This is a genomic window from Pseudomonas sp. Irchel 3A5, assembly GCF_900187575.1.
GTDB lineage: Bacteria > Pseudomonadota > Gammaproteobacteria > Pseudomonadales > Pseudomonadaceae > Aquipseudomonas > Aquipseudomonas folii.
This window is the reverse complement of sequence record NZ_FYDU01000002.1, coordinates 57,279-73,625: the sequence shown is the minus strand read 5'-3', so window position 1 is coordinate 73,625 and position 16,347 is coordinate 57,279. Positions and strand designations below refer to the sequence as shown.

General features: G+C 55.9%; 17 protein-coding genes. 6 read left to right on the top strand and 11 right to left on the bottom strand.

Annotated elements, in window-relative coordinates:
• Positions 1–10: 10 nt before the first annotated feature.
• A complete protein-coding gene (locus CKW31_RS02940; protein WP_095092963.1) occupies positions 11–1,951 on the top strand; it encodes a type VI secretion system Vgr family protein in 1,941 nt (646 codons plus the stop codon).
• 14 nt (positions 1,952–1,965) lie between these two features.
• On the opposite strand, the gene CKW31_RS02935 is transcribed toward CKW31_RS02940, so the two are convergent.
• From CKW31_RS02935 to CKW31_RS02925, 3 genes are read right to left on the bottom strand one after another with little or no spacing between them, the layout of a single operon-like run.
• Entirely contained in the window at positions 1,966–2,499 is a 534-nt protein-coding gene (locus CKW31_RS02935) for a hypothetical protein (protein ID WP_095092962.1), read from the bottom strand.
• On the bottom strand, positions 2,496–3,773 hold the full coding sequence (locus tag CKW31_RS02930) for a PAAR domain-containing protein (protein ID WP_095092961.1): 1,278 nt from the start codon (positions 3,771–3,773) through the stop codon (positions 2,496–2,498). Before CKW31_RS02930 ends, CKW31_RS02935 begins: the two co-directional genes overlap by 4 nt.
• Before the next feature lie 23 nt (positions 3,774–3,796).
• Complete coding sequence (locus CKW31_RS02925) at positions 3,797–4,231, bottom strand: DcrB-related protein (RefSeq protein WP_095092960.1); 435 nt, start codon at positions 4,229–4,231, stop codon at positions 3,797–3,799.
• 220 nt (positions 4,232–4,451) lie between these two features.
• Here CKW31_RS02925 and CKW31_RS02920 point away from each other — a divergent pair, with 220 nt between their 5' ends.
• From CKW31_RS02920 to CKW31_RS02905, 3 genes are all read left to right on the top strand, one after another.
• Positions 4,452–4,703 (top strand): hypothetical protein, encoded by a 252-nt coding sequence (locus tag CKW31_RS02920; protein WP_095092959.1) that lies wholly within the window; start codon positions 4,452–4,454, stop codon positions 4,701–4,703.
• Between the two features lie 133 nt (positions 4,704–4,836).
• On the top strand, positions 4,837–5,169 hold the full coding sequence (locus CKW31_RS02915) for a hypothetical protein (RefSeq protein WP_095092958.1): 333 nt from the start codon (positions 4,837–4,839) through the stop codon (positions 5,167–5,169).
• A gap of 346 nt (positions 5,170–5,515) precedes the next feature.
• Positions 5,516–5,707, top strand: a complete 192-nt coding sequence (locus tag CKW31_RS02905) for a hypothetical protein (RefSeq protein WP_095092956.1) — start codon at positions 5,516–5,518, stop codon at positions 5,705–5,707.
• 387 nt (positions 5,708–6,094) lie between these two features.
• Here CKW31_RS02905 and CKW31_RS02900 read toward each other — a convergent pair whose 3' ends face one another.
• From CKW31_RS02900 to CKW31_RS02890, 3 genes are all read right to left on the bottom strand, one after another.
• Entirely contained in the window at positions 6,095–7,354 is a 1,260-nt protein-coding gene (locus tag CKW31_RS02900) for an amidohydrolase family protein (RefSeq protein WP_095092955.1), read from the bottom strand.
• The gene (locus tag CKW31_RS02895) at positions 7,351–8,658 is read right to left on the bottom strand and encodes an MFS transporter (RefSeq protein ID WP_371856675.1); all 1,308 of its coding nucleotides are present in this window, start codon (positions 8,656–8,658) and stop codon (positions 7,351–7,353) included. The genes CKW31_RS02900 and CKW31_RS02895 overlap by 4 nt, the downstream gene beginning before the upstream one ends.
• 320 nt (positions 8,659–8,978) lie before the next feature.
• Positions 8,979–9,881, bottom strand: a complete 903-nt coding sequence (locus CKW31_RS02890; protein WP_095092953.1) for a LysR substrate-binding domain-containing protein — start codon at positions 9,879–9,881, stop codon at positions 8,979–8,981.
• A 126-nt stretch (positions 9,882–10,007) separates the two neighbouring features.
• On the opposite strand from CKW31_RS02890, the gene CKW31_RS02885 reads away from it, so the two are divergent.
• Positions 10,008–10,283, top strand: a complete 276-nt coding sequence (locus tag CKW31_RS02885) for a metal/formaldehyde-sensitive transcriptional repressor (protein WP_027899987.1) — start codon at positions 10,008–10,010, stop codon at positions 10,281–10,283.
• Positions 10,284–10,295: 12 nt separating this feature from the next.
• A complete protein-coding gene (gene dmeF, locus CKW31_RS02880) occupies positions 10,296–11,228 on the top strand; it encodes a CDF family Co(II)/Ni(II) efflux transporter DmeF (protein WP_095092952.1) in 933 nt (310 codons plus the stop codon).
• Between the two features lie 43 nt (positions 11,229–11,271).
• Here the strand turns inward: dmeF and CKW31_RS30240 are convergent, their stop codons facing one another.
• From CKW31_RS30240 to CKW31_RS02860, 5 genes are all read right to left on the bottom strand, one after another.
• Positions 11,272–11,385, bottom strand: coding sequence for a hypothetical protein (locus CKW31_RS30240; RefSeq protein WP_371856674.1), 114 nt, complete (start codon positions 11,383–11,385; stop codon positions 11,272–11,274).
• A complete protein-coding gene (locus CKW31_RS30235; protein WP_371856673.1) occupies positions 11,378–11,563 on the bottom strand; it encodes a DUF3077 domain-containing protein in 186 nt (61 codons plus the stop codon). The genes CKW31_RS30240 and CKW31_RS30235 overlap by 8 nt, the downstream gene beginning before the upstream one ends.
• A 501-nt stretch (positions 11,564–12,064) precedes the next feature.
• A complete protein-coding gene (locus CKW31_RS02870) occupies positions 12,065–12,943 on the bottom strand; it encodes a macro domain-containing protein (RefSeq protein ID WP_095092951.1) in 879 nt (292 codons plus the stop codon).
• Positions 12,940–13,440, bottom strand: a complete 501-nt coding sequence (locus CKW31_RS02865; RefSeq protein ID WP_095092950.1) for a TIR domain-containing protein — start codon at positions 13,438–13,440, stop codon at positions 12,940–12,942. Before CKW31_RS02865 ends, CKW31_RS02870 begins: the two co-directional genes overlap by 4 nt.
• 555 nt (positions 13,441–13,995) lie before the next feature.
• Positions 13,996–16,344 (bottom strand): S8 family peptidase, encoded by a 2,349-nt coding sequence (locus CKW31_RS02860; RefSeq protein WP_095092949.1) that lies wholly within the window; start codon positions 16,342–16,344, stop codon positions 13,996–13,998.
• Positions 16,345–16,347 lie beyond the last annotated feature (3 nt).

Below are 16,347 nucleotides of genomic sequence, written 5' to 3'. Positions count from 1 at the left end.
GGAATAACCCATGCTGTTCACCCAACTCACACGTCTGGCACAGATCAACAGCCCGCTCGGGCCGGATGTGCTGCTGCTCAAGAACATGGGCGGCGGCGATGAGCTGGGGCGGATGTTTGATTACACCCTGCAGCTCACGTCCACAGATGGCGCCATCGACCTCAACCAGTTACTGGGCAAGCCCATGAGCCTGTCGCTGCGCCTGGACGACGGTAGCCAGCGCTATTTTCACGGGATTGTCGCGCGTTGCAGTCAGGAGGTCGGCCAGGGCCAGTTCGCCAGCTATCAAGTCACGTTGCGCCCTTGGCTGTGGCTGCTGACGCGGACGTCCGATTGCCGGATTTTCCAGAACCAGACCATTCCGCAGATCATCAAGCAGGTCTTTCGCGATCTGGGTTTCTCGGATTTCGAGGATGCCCTGAGCCGCCCTTATCGGGAGTGGGAATACTGCGTCCAGTACCGGGAAAGCAGCTTCGACTTCGTCAGCCGCCTGATGGAGCAGGAGGGTATTTATTACTTCTTCCGCCATGAAAAGGACCGTCACGTGCTGGTGCTCGCCGATGCTTATGGCGCACATCAAAACGCTCCGGGTTATGCCTCGGTGCCGTATTTCCCGCCTGATGGTCAGCACCGCGAACGCGACCACATCAATGACTGGCGGCTGGCTCAGGAAGTCCAACCGGGTTCGCTGGAACTCAACGACTACGACTTCCAGCGTCCGTCCGCCAGCATCAACGTGCGCTCGGCCATGCCCCGGCCGCACACGGCGGGCGATTATCCGCTGTACGACTACCCCGGCACCTACGTACAAAGTCAGGATGGCGAGCATTACGCCCGCACGCGCATTGAAGCGCTGCAAAGCCTGCACGAGCGGGTCGAGCTGAGCGGCAACGCCCGAGGCCTGGGCACAGGGCACCTGTTCAGCATGACCGGCTTTGGCCGCGAAGATCAGAACCGCGAATACCTGATCGTCGGCGCGCGCTACTACGTCGCCCAGGAAAGCCACGAATCGGGCGCGGGCTCAGCCGGTCCACAATTCGAAAGCGCCCTGACCTGCATCGATGCCCAGCAAAGCTTTCGACCGCTGGCCAGCACCTCAAGGCCCATCGTCAAAGGCCCACAAACCGCCATCGTCGTAGGCCCCAGCGGCGAGGAAATCTGGACCGACCAGTTTGGCCGGGTCAAGGTGCATTTCTACTGGGACCGGCACGACCAGTCCAACGAAAACAGCTCCTGCTGGATCCGTGTGTCTCAAGCATGGGCGGGCAAGAACTGGGGCTCGATGCAGATTCCACGGATCGGTCAGGAAGTGATTGTGAGCTTTCTGGAAGGCGATCCGGACCGCCCGATCATCACCGGTCGCGTGTACAACGCGGAACAGACCGTGCCCTACGACCTGCCCGCCAACGCGACTCAAAGCGGCATGAAAAGCCGGTCCAGCAAGGGGGGTACGCCCGCCAACTTCAATGAAATCCGGATGGAGGACAGGAAGGGCGAGGAGCAGTTGTACATCCACGCCGAGCGTAATCAGGACATCGTCGTCGAAGTGGATGAAAGTCACTCGGTGGGGCATGACCGGAATAAGAGTGTGGGGAATAACGAGACGGTGACGATTGGTGCGGATCGCGTTCGGGCGGTGCAGTGCAATGACGTCCTGCAAGTTGGCGGCACCAAGAGCGACAGCGTCAGCACCCAGTACCTGATCGAGGCAGGCGCGCAAATTCGCCTGGTGTGCGGTCAGAGCGTGCTGGAGATGAACGCCAGCGGCGAGATCAACATCTCCGGTACGTCGTTCAAACTCTACGCCAGTGGCAAGGGTGACATCGACACCGGCGGGCGACTGGACCTTAACTCCGGAGGAGCAACGGCCCTGGATGCCAAAGGCAAGGGCATCAAGGGCACCATTGATTCATTGGTTGCTGCATTTTTTCCGAAGAAGCCGGGCGCGTGAAACCAAGGGTGCGTTCAGATATTGGAGGGCACCTGGTCCGGTCCGCCAAACTGGTGAAGTATTCTCAAAGCCGTGCGAACCATCGGATCCCATAGCCCGTTCTGGCTACCCGATGGTTCACCGGCCCATCGGGTGTCCGCCATTAGCTCTGTCTTGTTAGCTTCCATCTGTGCTTTGAGCTCTTTGGCTACAGGGCTCATGTCAACTTCAAATAGCCCGGCATATAAACCGGTCGGCTCCGAGTGCTTCTCGCTCAGGAAGTACCGGTAACACAACAACCATCTTTGGGCCATATACATGGCGCGGTTTCTATCCGGGTAGGTCCTCAGCATTTTTAGCAGCGCCTGAACGAATTGCTCCGGAAAATCCGGATCGCCGATTTCGCGCCAGTAAGGCAGGATCAGCAGTTTGAAGGCGACGGGGACGTTTTGCGGCTCGTCGTTTTCGTCCTTGGTTTCGAAAAAGTAAAACGGCTCGCCCACCAGGAATTTGTCGAGTTCGTCGTTGGCCATCGCCAGAGCAAGAACATTGTTTGGGTCATAGGTCATTGAATTCTCACTGCTTTTTGCGTGGCCATAACCACGTCAGGATTATTGCCGTGATAGATGGGCACCTTGTCCAGTACGGCCTCGCGCATTCCGCCTGGATGGGTCACGCCGCCCGGTCGCCACAGATTGTTGACACCACCCTCGTTGCCGGTTGGCATCAGCACTTTTGGCGCATCGAGGTTCACCATATATATTTTTTCGCCTACTAGCGATCCGGGCTCGTACCCCAGTGCGGACTCGAGCACTGACACATCACCGCTTTTTTTGTAAGCCGCCACCGCGCCTTCCATGTCGGATTTAGCCATGACGAATTTACTCGGGTTGAATCCGTCGCGGCTTGAAGTGACGACCTCAGTCTCTGTAAACAGAAAACTGCCGCCTTCCTCGAATTTTTGAATGTGTGCGTCTATGTAAGATTTCTCTAGATACTCGTGAGGCGGTGGTCGGCTACCTTTCGGCATGGCCATGATTTCTTGTTCAGTCCGGCCAGGCAGGTAACGCGGGTCTTTGCCGAGCCTTGCCATTTTCGGGCTGAGGCCTAGTAGCGCCATTCCCGCCACACCCTGCAGCAAGTCTCGGTAGCCTGGTCCTAGCCGATCACCGAGTTCGCCTAGCAACGCCATGCCGCCCATGGTCGCGCCACCAATCAACACCGCAGTGCCGAGCGCAGCCCAGCCGGCCATCGCCGCCAACACCAAACCGCCTCCGGCGGCCAGCATGCCAAGCGCTTCCAGGCCGGTATGCATCCAGCCTTCAATATCGAGGACAAACGCAACCGCGATTGTGGGGCCGCCAATAAAGGTGTCGTCGCTACCGCTTTTGATGTGGGCACCGCAGACCATTTTGCTGTGCAGCCGGGCGGCGGGTTTACCGTTGATATAGACCGTGGCACTGCCTTCGGCGATCAGTACGGGGAATGGCCAGTAAGGATGGTTGGCCGGGAAGCCGCTGCATGACGAAGACGCATCCTCACCTGCCCGCATTGCTTCGCGGTCATTTATGTAGACGTTGAAACTGCCCCTTATGAGCGTTCCTGTGGCGGGTTCGGGCAAATTGAAGATCGTGCTCAGACCTTTGACGATCTGGAACATCGATAGCCCACCCGCAGCCACAGAGCCAGCCATGATCGCCAGGGCTACGCCACCGGTGGCGACGGTTGCGGCGATGACTGCAGCACCCACCATCGCGCCAATAACAGCCCCACCGATCATGGCCGCAACGCCAAAACCGTGGGCTATTTCGTCGCCTAAACGAGCTGCTGCTTGTGCATCCATGCGCTGAAAAGTTCTTGAGTGGATTAAACAGCCGGGGGTAAAGGCATCATGGATTGCATAGCCTGTTTCCAGGCGGGTTCATGATGGATGAGGTCATCCACGGTCGTCGTCAGTGTTGTAATCAGCACGGCGGGTTTACGTTCGACGAACACCTGACGGAGCATCAACTCACGACCTTCGCGTTGCCAACTGTAATCGAGGAGTGTTGCAGCATGGGCATGTAGAACGAAATCCCAACGCTTGATGAGTTTGAAGCCTGGTAGCTGCTGTTCAGCGCTCGACAGTTGAGCCTCGATGTAGTCAGCAAACAGCGCGTCGCCCTGGCTAGGGTCACGGCTGATAACAAAGCTGGCTTCTTTCGCAGTGCCTACAGCTGGCAGCTTGAAAATATTGATGCTTTGATCCTGCCAGGCATCAGGGATGTCCAGGTCAGCTTCCTGCAGTCTGTATAACGGCATGGTGCTTATCACTTTCCATATTATGGGGCTCGGATGGAGGAGAATTTTCAAGCAATAAGGGGGAGTAATCAAGGACCTGAGGCCAATAGAAATCCCTGTTCGTAGTGTCGTTCTCGTTTTTGGAAACCGCTGGCAGTGGGTGGAGAGTTTTAATTAGCCGCATCGGCAATTGCATCCTCGTTCCAAAAGGCACGTGGGTGACCAAAACAATGGGAGTTCCATGGTGAATAAGGCATCTGAATTGCTGGCTGCGTTGGACAAGCTAATTCTGGCATTGAAAAGCACAGGCAAAATGGGGCCTGCGGAATTCTTTGCGAAGAAGTGTATCGAGCTTCAGGCAGGTGTCACTGCCGATGCTGCGATTCAAGAACTTTCGACCTGTAGCGCAATTGCACAGTATGGCGATTTCACTTTCAGCGAAGAGCGGCTACTGGAGGAGGTTGTGGACGCGGCGATCAGAAGCCGCAATTAAAATCGCTGAGGCTTCGCTCCCGTAGAACGTTGGCTGAGAAAAATTATTGCGGCGGTCTTAAAAGGGGATGAAGCTGCTGTTGAATCATTTCCCTGCTGATACGGATGGGGTTGAACCTAAGCGGAGGTTTTGATTGATCAACGAAGCGTTGAAGGCTTTTGTTGAAAAAGCAGATGGCGATGTTATTCGTGTGAAGGTCAGCGACCGCGATCTTTACATCGAGTTAGGTGCTGTCGGGTTCGTTGGAGCGCTTGAGGATGGGGTCTTTGAGCGTTACGTCGCTGATGATGTAGAAAAAGCCAAAGTATTTGACTCACTTCGTTTGCTCCACATCGCCTTCTCCGGCGGCAAGGAGTGGTGTCCCGCAGAGGTGTTTGAGTATCTGCGTGATAAGGCGTTGCTCAGTGGAGAATTTGTCAGGGTTTCGTGGACGCAACCGGGGCAGTATCGACTTGAGTTTGTTTGATGCACGTCCTGTGCTGATCGCCAGTTCATCGAACCGCAGTATTATCGCGGGGAACGCAGTTATCGAAGTGAGTGCCAGCTGTAATGCTTAAGCAGTTTCTAGTCGTTTTTGTAGTCGGACTACCGTTTGCTGTCCTGTTCTACATCCTGGATATCTACCTGCCAGGTTCGTGGTGGCCAGCAGTTATTGTGATCTCATTTATGGTCATCGCACGAGTCAGCTTGTACCTATACCGCCGATCAAAGGGCATCAAGGACACATGGCTGGATGAGTGACTGCGCTGGCAAACCGGTAAAGCGATCGTCAAATGTCCTTTGAGGGATGAAGACAAGGAGTGTCAAAACCAGTGATCAAATACTTTCTGATAATGACCGCAGTAGCCATTCCCGTTGCCTACTTTTATAACCTTCTGGAAAAGTATTTCGGCGACACGTGGATGACGGTTGGGGTGTTTGCTGTGGTGCTGATTTTTTTACGGGTCGGCCTCTACCTGTACCGTAGATCCAAAGGTATCAAAGATAATTACCTGGACGAGTGACCTTGCTCGGGCCTGTGCGCGATCAGGATGCTAAACCCGTACTTGTAGGAGCGCACGAGCACCGCGAGGCCGCGATAGCGTTTTGTCTGACACACCGCCATCGCGGCCTCGCGGTGCTCGTGCGCTCCTACAGGTCTGGGGTTTGCTGCGCTACAGCGAAGTGTCTGGACGACGGGGCGCTCCAGCAATCAACATGCATTTTGTGAGTTGGCCCCAAATTCTGTAGGAGCTCACCGAGGTTACGAGGCCAGCGATGGCGGAGTTTCAGACCCACCGCTATCGCGGCCTCGCGGTGCTCGTGCGCTCCTACAGGTCCGGGGTTTGTGGACTTCGGGCTCCCAAAGACAACAAAGCCCGCACAAGGCGGGCTCTGAAGCACTTCAGCATTTACACCAAGGTGTTCTTCTTGATGCTGCCTTCCTGAATGATCATCGCCAGGTTTTCCCCTTGGCCCACCAGACACTCGATGGACTCCAGCGGGTTGCCGTCGACCACCAGCAGGTCGGCAATCGCGCCTTCGGCGATGCAGCCGAGTTGGCCTTCGCGCTGAAGGATTTTGGCGGCGACGGTGGTGGCGCTGCGCAGGGCGGCGAGGTTGCCCAGCACTTCAGCGCGGATCTGCAGCTCGTGGCTTTGGTATTGATGCATGTCGCCTAGCAGGTCTGAGCCGTAGCCCATTTCCACGCCTGCTTCCGCGAACAGCTTCAGCGCGTTGCGACCGGCCAAGCGCACGTCTTCAATCTTGGCCACGGAGTCAGGTGGCAGACCTGCCTCGGCGCCATGTTTGGCCAGCATCTCGTAGGTGACTTGGGTCGGTACAGCGAACGCGCCTTTTTCGGCCATGAGTTTTGCGGTGTCTGCATCAACGAGGTTGCCGTGTTCAATGGTGCGCACGCCGCATTCGATAGCGCGACGAATCGCCCGGGCGGTGTAAGCGTGAGCCATCACATAGGTGTTGGCGGCTTCGGCCTCATCGACGATGGCGCGGATTTCCGCTTCGCTGTACTGCGTGTTGGCAATCGGGTCTGTCGGTGAAGACACGCCGCCCGAGGCCATGATCTTGATCTGGTTGGCGCCTTGTTGCAGTTCTTCACGCACAGCCAGACGCACGTTATCAACACCGTCCACGACGCGGGCGATAGCGCCAGCGCGGAAGCAGCACGAACACGGCTCGCTCAGCAGCAGTTCACCGCGTGCGCGCATGTCTCCATGACCACCGGTTTGGGACAGCGCTTTACCCGCTGCAAAAATACGTGGCCCCGGCACGAGGCCCAGCGCGATAGAGCGAGCCAGCGCCCAGTCTGCACCACCCGCATCACGCACGGTAGTGAAGCCGCGATTAAGCATCGCTTCGAGAATCGGCAAGGCGCGGTACATGATGATCGCGTTGGGTTGCAGCGCGTTCATGCCCAGGTTGGCGTTGGAAGCCAGCACGTGTACATGGCAGTCGATCAGGCCGGGCATCAGCGTGCGGCCGTTCAGATCGATGACTTGGGCATCGGCCTCGACAGCGTCAGTTTGTGGGCGTACAGCGCTGATGCGTTCACCCTCGATCACAACTTCCAGACCACCCAGCAACTCGCCTTTGTTCAGGTCGAGCAACTGGCCGTTGCGCAGGATAAGGCGTGCAGCGTTTTGAGTACTCATTGCAGAGCGGCTCCCTTGAAGGTGGCATTGGCGGTGGTCTTGCGGTCGCGGTACAGAAATGCGCCGCAACCGCTGACCACGGCGGCGAACATGATGTAGAAGGCCGGCGCGACGTTGCTGCCGGTGTTGGCGATCAGCCAGGTAATGGTGAACGTGGCGAAACCGCCGAAGATCGTGACCGCAAAGTTGTAAGCCACGGACAGGCCGGTGGACAGCACGTGAGTCGGCAGCAGTTCGCTGAACGCCGCCAAAATCGAGCCGATGTAACCGGCGATCAGCAGGCCCATCACCACTTCAAAAATAAGCAGCGAGGCCAGCCCCGGCATCTGGTTGATGAACAGGAACATCGGATAAGCCGCGACGAAAATTGCCGCCGCCGAACCCAGTAGCCAAGGCCTGCGACCGGTTTTGTCAGCCAGCATGCCGACAATGGGCGTCGCCACGATCAACACCGCACCGCCCATCATTCCGGCGCTGAAGCCTATACCACTTGGCAGGCCCAGAACCCGAGTCGAATAGGACGGGATGTAGAACAGAATCGCGTAGGTACAGACCGTCCACAGCACAACCAGCGAGAAGCTGATCAGGGTTTCCCGAGGGTAGGTGCGGAAGACTTCGCGCAGTGGCGATTCGGTGGTTTTGGACTCTTTGTAGACCGGCGTCTCGTCGATGCGGCTACGAATGTAGAAACCGACCGGACCGATCAGCGTGCCGATGATGAACGGGATCCGCCAGCCCCAGCTTTCCAGCTGCGCTTGAGTCAGATAGTTCGAGAGGATGGCGCCCAGTGTCGAGCCCAGCAAAACGGCGACGCCGATACTGGCCTGAATCCAGCTGGAGTAGAACGCCTTCTTGCCGTCAGGGGCGTGCTCGGTCAGGAACGCCGTCGCGCTGCCCATTTCGCCGCCCGCGGAGAAACCTTGCAGCAGCCGTGCGAGCACGATCAACACCGGCGCAATCATGCCGATCTGTGCATAGCTCGGGGTGATCGCAATGATCAGCGTACCCAGCGCCATCAACAGGATGGTCAGTGACAGCGCGGCTTTACGCCCGTGCTTGTCACCGTAAACGCCCAGCACAATGCCGCCGACCGGACGCATGAAAAAGCCTACGCCGAAAGTCGCCAATGCCAGTAGATAAGAGGTGAGTTCGCTGTCGGTGGGGAAAAACACCTTGGCGATAATGACCGAGAAGAAGCTGTAGACCGTGAAGTCAAACCATTCAAGACCGTTGCCGATCACGGTCGCGATGACGGCTTTGCGTGCTTTCTGGTTGTGGGTTGGCGTGTTTTTTATAGCGTTCACGTTGAACTCCTGCATGCAAATTACGCAGGGAGTGGTCCCGCGCACGAGTGGGGCAGAGAAGCAATCGGGTGAAACATCGTCAGGGTCTTGTGCCCTTGTAGGCCCGAGAATAACTCGCGAAATTGAATGCAGGAAAACGCTCATTGGGAAGATATGCATGCGCTGGGTGCATGCAAGAAGTCGTAGATATGTAGGAGTCGTCCCGGTGTCCCTGACACCACGTCGCGCAGCAAACATAGAACCTGTAGGAGCGCACGAGCACCGCGAGGCCGCGATGGCGGTATTACAGACACGCCGCCCGCTCGCTCCAACAGAAGGTCTTACTCAGCCTCTGCATTCTGCAGCGCCAACCACTGCTCAAAAGACCGCGCCGCACGACTCGGAAACTGCCCCGAAGGATTGAGCAAATAGTAACCACCGATCTCGCCCACATGGACGCCACAAGCAGGCACCAGCGCACCGGATTTCAGATGCCCGTCAATCATCGGCTTCCAACCCAACACAATGCCGCGACCTTCGATGGCAAGGTCCACCATCACCGGATAGTTATTAACCGTCAGGCGTTTAGGAATCGCCGAAGCATCGATACCCTGTCGCGCAAACCAGTCTGTCCAGGACAGCCACTGGCGCTGACCATCCTCTAGCATCAACAAGCGATGTTCGAACAACGCTTGCGGTTTGAGCATCTGGCCTTGCAGATAGCCCGGCGAGCAATACGCCCCCACCGACTCTGCAAACAACAGCCGACTGTCCAGCCCCGGCGGCGACCCTGACCGCAGGAAGTACACCGCCAGATCAAACTCCGCACGCACCAGCGAATCCAGCCCGTCGACCACCCGCAGACGCACGTCCACATTGGGAAACTCATCGGCATAACGCCCCATCAACGGCCCCAGCCATAACGCGGCGACACCACTGGAACACGCCAGCGTCAACTCCTGCTCGCCGCTGTGGGTCATGACTTGCGCCGTCGCTTCAGCGCACTGAGCAAGCACCCGATGCACCTGCTCGGCATACACCTGCCCGGCCACCGTTAAATGAATGCGCTTGTGCTCACGCCGAAACAACGCCCGCCCCAGAAACTCCTCAAGCTGCTGCACCTGCCGACTGATAGCGCTTTGCGTCAGATGCAGCTCAGTGGCGGCACGGGTAAAACTGCCATGGCGCACCGCCGCCTCGAAAGCGATCAGTGTTTGCAGCGGCGGCAGGGGTTCGATGCGCATGGGTCGTCCGGAGTGATCATGGTTGCGGCCATCAGAACAAAAATGCGCGGGAGTTTCATCTGCTGGTTGCGTTCCCGATCGACATCACGGAGCATGCGCGATGTGTATAGGTAGGGGGGGTATGGTATGTCGCACATCAAAACGGGCAAAGACGACTTGCTCAAGCGGGTAAAACGCATCGCTGGACAAATCCAGGCGGTGGAGCGGGCGCTTGAGGCCGAAGACGACTGCGCCAAAACCCTGCATCTGGTGGCGGCAACGCGGGGTGCTATCAACGGCCTGATGGACGAAATCATCGAAGCCCACGCCCGCGAGCACGTCGCCAAGCCGGGTTTGAGTGATGAAGAGCGAGCCGAAGGCGTTGAGGAACTGATCGAAGCCATCCGCCGATACACCAAATAGGAGCGCACCGACATGAGCAACTTGCACGCGGACTACGCCCACGATCACGTATTTTTGGGCTCATCCCATGATGAGAACGCCAAGCGCACCCTGTGGGTGGTAGCGCTGACGGTTGTCATGATGGTTGCCGAAATCGCTGCCGGTTACATCACCGGCTCCATGGCCTTGCTGGCGGACGGTTTCCATATGGCGACTCACGCCGGGGCCCTAGGTATCGCCGCCGCTGCCTACAGCTACGCCAAACGCCACGCCGCCAGCGCCCAATACAGCTTTGGCACCGGCAAGGTAGGCGACCTGGGCGGCTTCGCCTCTGCGTTGATCCTCGGGTTGGTTGCCATCGGCATCGGTATCGAGTCAGTGGTGCGTCTTTTCGAGCCCACCCAAGTCGCGTTCGGCACGGCCACGTGGATTGCCGTTGTCGGCCTGATCGTCAATATCGTCAGCGCACTGGTGCTGTCCGGCGGCCACAATCACCACCATGGACACGACCACGGGCATGACCATGGCCATACCCACCACGCACACGGTCAGGACAACAACCTGCGTTCGGCCTACGTGCATGTGCTCGCCGACGCACTGACCTCCGTCCTCGCCATCGCTGCATTGCTCGCTGGCCGCTACCTAGGATGGGTCTGGCTTGACCCTGTCATGGGCATCGTCGGCGCACTGGTTATCGCCCGCTGGTCCTGGTCGCTGATACGCACCACTTCAGGTGTTCTGCTCGACCGCACAGACGAACATGTCGCCCAGGAAATCCGCGACATAATCGAGCAGTCAGGTGATACAAAAATTACCGACCTGCACGTCTGGCAGGTCGGCCCCGAAGCCCGTGCCGCCATTGTCAGCGTGGTTGGCAACGCGTCCGTAACCGCCGATATGATTCGCGAGCGCCTGGTGCCGGTGCACGAAGTGACACACCTGACCGTGGAGCTTCGTAGCGCGTAATTCATTACCGGCCACAACGGCCCAAGGTACTAGCCAAGGCCGTTCAGCCCAGCTGTCTGTTTGCCGCGCCAGCCGACAACGCATCCTCCAGAATCGCCTTCGCCATATCACTCAAATGATGAACCGCCCAGACACTCTGCTTGCCCGCATCACCCAACGCGGCGTCGAGGGCTCAATTCATGGATACACGCCAATAAGCTGGACGCGTGCTCCAGTGCAGATTCGATGGGGATGTCGGGATTGATGCGGAACAACGGCTGACGGGATGGGCCGCAATGGGAGAAGGTTGTGGTGCCGAGGGTTTTGGTTGGGTGTAAGTCGTCAAAGGTAGTCATGGTCGCGTTCCTATATCTTGATGAACCGTCATCTCTGCCGCCAAGCAGAGAAGGGTGACGGATTGCACAAGGTTGGCGGACCGGAGATATAGGAACCCGGCACTCCCGAAAGAGTCCCTGCGCAACCCGTCATAAAGCCAGGTCACACGCGAAAAAACAGCGCCTGCCATCTTAAATCGGGGCGCTGTTTTCGCCTATATCTGTCGGACCGCCAAGCCCGGTCGCTGCGTTTGCGGCGAGGGGTGGACTTTAGGGTTGTGGGGCGGGAGCGGCAATGGTGGGAAGTGGACGGAGGGTGTAGGGGGATTCCGTCAATTCCGCCGCCAAAAACAACGAAGCCCGCACGCGGCGGGCTTTGGGTGATCTAAGGCGATCAATCCAGCTCTGAGAGCTCTGAGACCCGTGGGACTCCAACCCATGACCCCCACCGGGCAGGATTAATCATTACTGCGAGCTACACTTGGCTCACCATACCGGATCGCATGAGGGCGCCGACATCTACTAGGTGTGAAGGCTCTGTCCTAGATAATCCCGGACTTGGAACAGATTTAACGAGAACCTCGACGCGTCTTCAGGGCGCACTATAATAATCAACTTGTTGGAGAACGCTCGCTGGTTGCAGGCATCCGCGAACGACTGAGCAATGCGCTCAATCATCTTCTTTCTAGGATACGGGACACGTCCACGACCCGTGCCCATCAACGGCATTACGATGTCGCCAACCTCGGCCTTGGACGCCAGGTTAATCCAGAGTTTGTCGAGTGCCTCGTCAATTATCTTCAAGTCTGACGAAGCATTACCGGTTTCGTCCATGTGCGACATAGCCACAAGATAAAAATTCTTACTATGCGCGCTCACGCGCGCGACGGTGCCAATTGGATACTCCTTCTTCTTACCTGGGCGCTTGTCATTGATGGTGAACTGCTCCCCCGAAAGTGACACTTCGATTTGACGATCAATCTCTGTCGTTTGACCATTGAAGTAGTTAGTGGCTAATTGACCCTGTAAGCTCGTCACAGCGATGAGCCCCGACGACATATCTGTATCGAACGTTGAGCTAGTACTGATGATGACTTCGCCAGGAATTTTGAACAGATCGCCAATCATGACCTCGACAGCGAAGTCCTTCTGCGGAACCTTATAACTGACGCGTGAAAGGGGCCTGCGCGTAGAAAGCACATAAAGCAATGCGAGCCCGACTAAAATAAGTAGGCCATAGTAACTGTGATGATCCTTCTTGTAGATGTTGAAGGCATCAGCCAAGTCGACGCAAAGGTACAAGATACCCACGACAGCAAAGAATTTCCCGATCGCTTCGCCGGAGAATAGTGCGTAGCGCCAATAAGCTCGCGTTCTAATCGACTCGAAGAAGTACCTCATAGCCCGAGCCCTCTATAAACATCATCGGAGTAGTAACGGTCCCCTGTCGTGCCCGCGCTGCTCAACCGGTGGAACTCGTCGGGCCAGTGGTACATCGCGTGTTCGATAATGTTGTGATTAAACGAGGTGTAAAGCACGAGTCGATCCCGAATTGTTGACGGGCAACGGTCATCCATCTGTCGACTTCCATTCAAGTTTACGGCGATGAGGGGTAGATCAAGTCGCAACGCCACTTCAAGCTCCCACTTTACGAATTTTTTCAGAAATCTAGTGCTCTCGCCGATTAGCACCACAAGCAGCTTGGAATTAGCGAATCGCTCTCGAAGCTGGCGCTTAATGCTTTCTTCCTGGCTCGAATCTCGCGCAGTATTTAGGTCATGCGCATTGTGGAAATTGAGAGAGAAACCGTCATGCGCTTTCCACGCAGCCATAAGACGGTAGTAGTGCATGTCTTTGTCGCCGTCAAAGGCGATGTAGGTCTGGTTTCTATACGCCATTAGAATTCCTTTTGATAAATTTATTGATTTTTAGGCGTGTAGGCCGGTGCTCATTAGAGAAGAAACTAGGACCTTTTAGGAAGCTTAACTCAGGTCGAAGCATTCACCCAAAGCAAAGGCCCAGTTCGATGTCCTTGCTTGCAAACCTTTGCTTTACCACCCGCTGTAAAGCCGCCGCCAAGCTAGCTATCAGTGACTGCTTTGAGTCCATTTCTGCCGTTGACCAATGATCGTAGCGGGTCTACTTCTGCGGGTTGAGGTCCTCAACTTTTACTGATCAAGTTCGATGCAAACGACTGGCCAAGCCGTAAAATCGGGGGCAGACCACATTTAAAGGATCCCTCGGATTGAAGAAGAAGGCCCAGCCCTGTTACGGCCAAAAGCATCTGCACGGCGTCTTTTTTTACCAAGGCGATGGGATGTCACGAGCTTGAGACCGTCTCGTCCGGCCTATTTGGACCCGCCCAGTAATGCTAGATGCATGAAATACGCGCATCACTCGGTATAGGTCCGGTATAAATAACTTCACAGCTGAATCACTGAACGCTTCCCAGCTCACTGCAAAATCCTCGTTCTCACTCGTTGTTGTATGCGCTGATAGATCTGTACATCTGCTTCGTGAGCGATTTCTACAGCCACGGCATAATTTTGCACTGGGAGATAGTCTGCCCATCCAGACTCGCATCTTATAACCAAGTAATACCTATCCCCATACTGGCCAAGCTCGCCTTTTTTGAAGGTAACTGTCGCAGTCTGGACTGTTCCCTTTTCACGCGTTTGTGGTCCCGGTTGAAGATCGCAATCGAATCGGCCATCTAATTTAGGAGCGGCAGTCTCCTGCTTGGTACGCTGTCGAAAATACTCAAATATGAAATCTGAGTCCTTACCTCGCACCAACCTGAAATTCATTTTGACTCCTGCGTAATCGACCCTGGTGTGCCTTACAGGAGGATTGAATGCCAAGGTTATACGAATCGTACGTGTTCCCGCCTGTGCATAAAAGGGCTCGGGAATCGGAATTTCATATACTGCAAAATTATCCAGCGGCAGTGCATCTTCTGCGACGAGCACTACGCGAGAGTCGTCTGAATAGGTTGCGCGCTCTAGGCTGATATAGCCGTTACCGCGAATATGCTGGTGATAACCTTGCTTTACCTTGCGGAGACAGGTGTGAATTTCGTCGGGTATCTGTGCAGAACCGATCAGAAGTGCTCTTAGTAGATTTGCAGAGGCCCCCGGAAGGCGACGTAGGAGCTGCGCTGCTTTATTCGCAACCATGGGCGCTGAGTACGAGGTGCCGGCGCCAGACCTTAAGGGCCCTCTATGAGGTTGGTGATTCAAAGTTATCAGACCGGTACTCGGCAAGTCAGTCCACCGCATGCCAGAAAGGGGGTCGTAGATCATGGTGCCCCCCAAGTCTACGATGTCCGGCTTAATCGCGCCGCCAATACCCGGGCCGACCCTGGTAAAAGGAGACGGCTCTGAAACTTCCGTAATGGGGCGAACGCCAACGCTGTCAGCGAGGATTTCATCCATGCCATTTCCGTGAGATATAGAGCCGACCGTTAGTACGTTAAGCGCGGCTGATGGCTCAAGGAACCGGTTGTCATCCTCCAAAAGATAATTGGGATAGCCTGTCAGGCCTTCTTCACGCAGCTCGCCTTGCCGTGGTAGTCGGTTACCCGCAGAAACAATAATGAGAATATCCAGTTCACTGGCAAGCTCATCAAGTGTTGCAGTCCATGCCCCAACCTTCCCCCCTGCGTAGGGAATGCTGTGGATGTCTGCTAGCGAGATATTGAAGATCCGACAGCCGAACTGCTCGTGAAGCGAGTAAATGGCGTCTCGCATTTGGCGCGGCACAAGTTTTCCATCGTCAAACCCGCCTCGGGCGTTAACTACCTTCGCCGAGCAAATTCGAGCACTGCGAATGAGTGGGCCTCCCATTAATAGCTGGGCTCGAATATCGCCAAAGGCAGCGATGCCTGCAACTCGGGTTCCATGTCCGAAGCTGTCTTCCGATCCTAGCTCCTGAGGGACGCCAATCGCACCGACCAGAGCGCCCGCTAGAAGAGGATGATCATTCACGCCGCTGTCAATGATGCCGATGAGTTCAAGGTTATCATCAAGGTCTTGGATTTCGGGTAGGTCAGAAATTGTTAGCAAGAGTGATTCGGAGGAAAAGGTATCTGGCTGCGGTGGCCGTTCGACTTGGCTTACGTCATCCAATAATAGAATCTCGAGGAGTTGCGACCCGCTAACTCTGATTCTTAGTAATGAAATCGCTGGCCCTATATACTCATCTAGAACTTGCCCGGCGCCGCTCTCAATAAGGCCGGAGATTTGCTCTAGCTTTGCCCTGCGTAATGTAGCGTTTCCAACTTGCCATAGCTCCAAGTCCAAGAGATAAAAAGCATTCAGGTCAAAGTCACCTAAATCGTTAAATCCATCTTCACGCAGACGAGTCCCCAGTCGGTCGCGTGGCTCAAGAGTGCCAATTCTCTCAATAGAGGACACAAAATTTGCGTAAGGCGCACTTTTCTGAGTTTTCGGAATCTCTCCTCCATATCCCGCAATCTGCTTCTTAAAATGCTCAAGGTCACCCGAAGAAGAAAATAAAATTAGAGTTCTATCTGAATCACTTGATAGTATCTCAAAGCCCGCGCTAACCCAGTCAGCCTCTAATGACGATCCGGTCATTGATACACGAAGTATTAGGGATGGATCAACAAACCCGGGCCTTTTTCGCTGAGTCTGAACCTCAACAGCCTCATCAAGTTGAGCGCTTAATTGCCCAGCATGTCCACCTCGGTCCCTCTCAACTGAGGCTCCAAAGCCCGGTTTCTTTCTTCTAGGTAGTTGCTGGGATAAACGAACAAGACGCAAATGCTCATAACGGGCCATCCT

Coding starts and splice junctions, on each gene's coding strand:
- CKW31_RS02860 (WP_095092949.1), bottom strand. CDS start 16,344: ATGGCCCGTTATGAGCATTTGCGTCTTGTTCGTTTATCCCAGCAACTA.
- CKW31_RS02900 (WP_095092955.1), bottom strand. CDS start 7,354: ATGAGTACTCAAAACGCTGCACGCCTTATCCTGCGCAACGGCCAGTTG.
- CKW31_RS02870 (WP_095092951.1), bottom strand. CDS start 12,943: ATGAGGTACTTCTTCGAGTCGATTAGAACGCGAGCTTATTGGCGCTAC.
- dmeF (WP_095092952.1), top strand. CDS start 10,296: ATGAGCAACTTGCACGCGGACTACGCCCACGATCACGTATTTTTGGGC.
- CKW31_RS02890 (WP_095092953.1), bottom strand. CDS start 9,881: ATGCGCATCGAACCCCTGCCGCCGCTGCAAACACTGATCGCTTTCGAG.
- CKW31_RS02920 (WP_095092959.1), top strand. CDS start 4,452: ATGGTGAATAAGGCATCTGAATTGCTGGCTGCGTTGGACAAGCTAATT.
- CKW31_RS02925 (WP_095092960.1), bottom strand. CDS start 4,231: ATGCCGTTATACAGACTGCAGGAAGCTGACCTGGACATCCCTGATGCC.
- CKW31_RS02935 (WP_095092962.1), bottom strand. CDS start 2,499: ATGACCTATGACCCAAACAATGTTCTTGCTCTGGCGATGGCCAACGAC.
- CKW31_RS02865 (WP_095092950.1), bottom strand. CDS start 13,440: ATGGCGTATAGAAACCAGACCTACATCGCCTTTGACGGCGACAAAGAC.
- CKW31_RS02930 (WP_095092961.1), bottom strand. CDS start 3,773: ATGGATGCACAAGCAGCAGCTCGTTTAGGCGACGAAATAGCCCACGGT.
- CKW31_RS02885 (WP_027899987.1), top strand. CDS start 10,008: ATGTCGCACATCAAAACGGGCAAAGACGACTTGCTCAAGCGGGTAAAA.
- CKW31_RS02940 (WP_095092963.1), top strand. CDS start 11: ATGCTGTTCACCCAACTCACACGTCTGGCACAGATCAACAGCCCGCTC.
- CKW31_RS30235 (WP_371856673.1), bottom strand. CDS start 11,563: ATGACTACCTTTGACGACTTACACCCAACCAAAACCCTCGGCACCACA.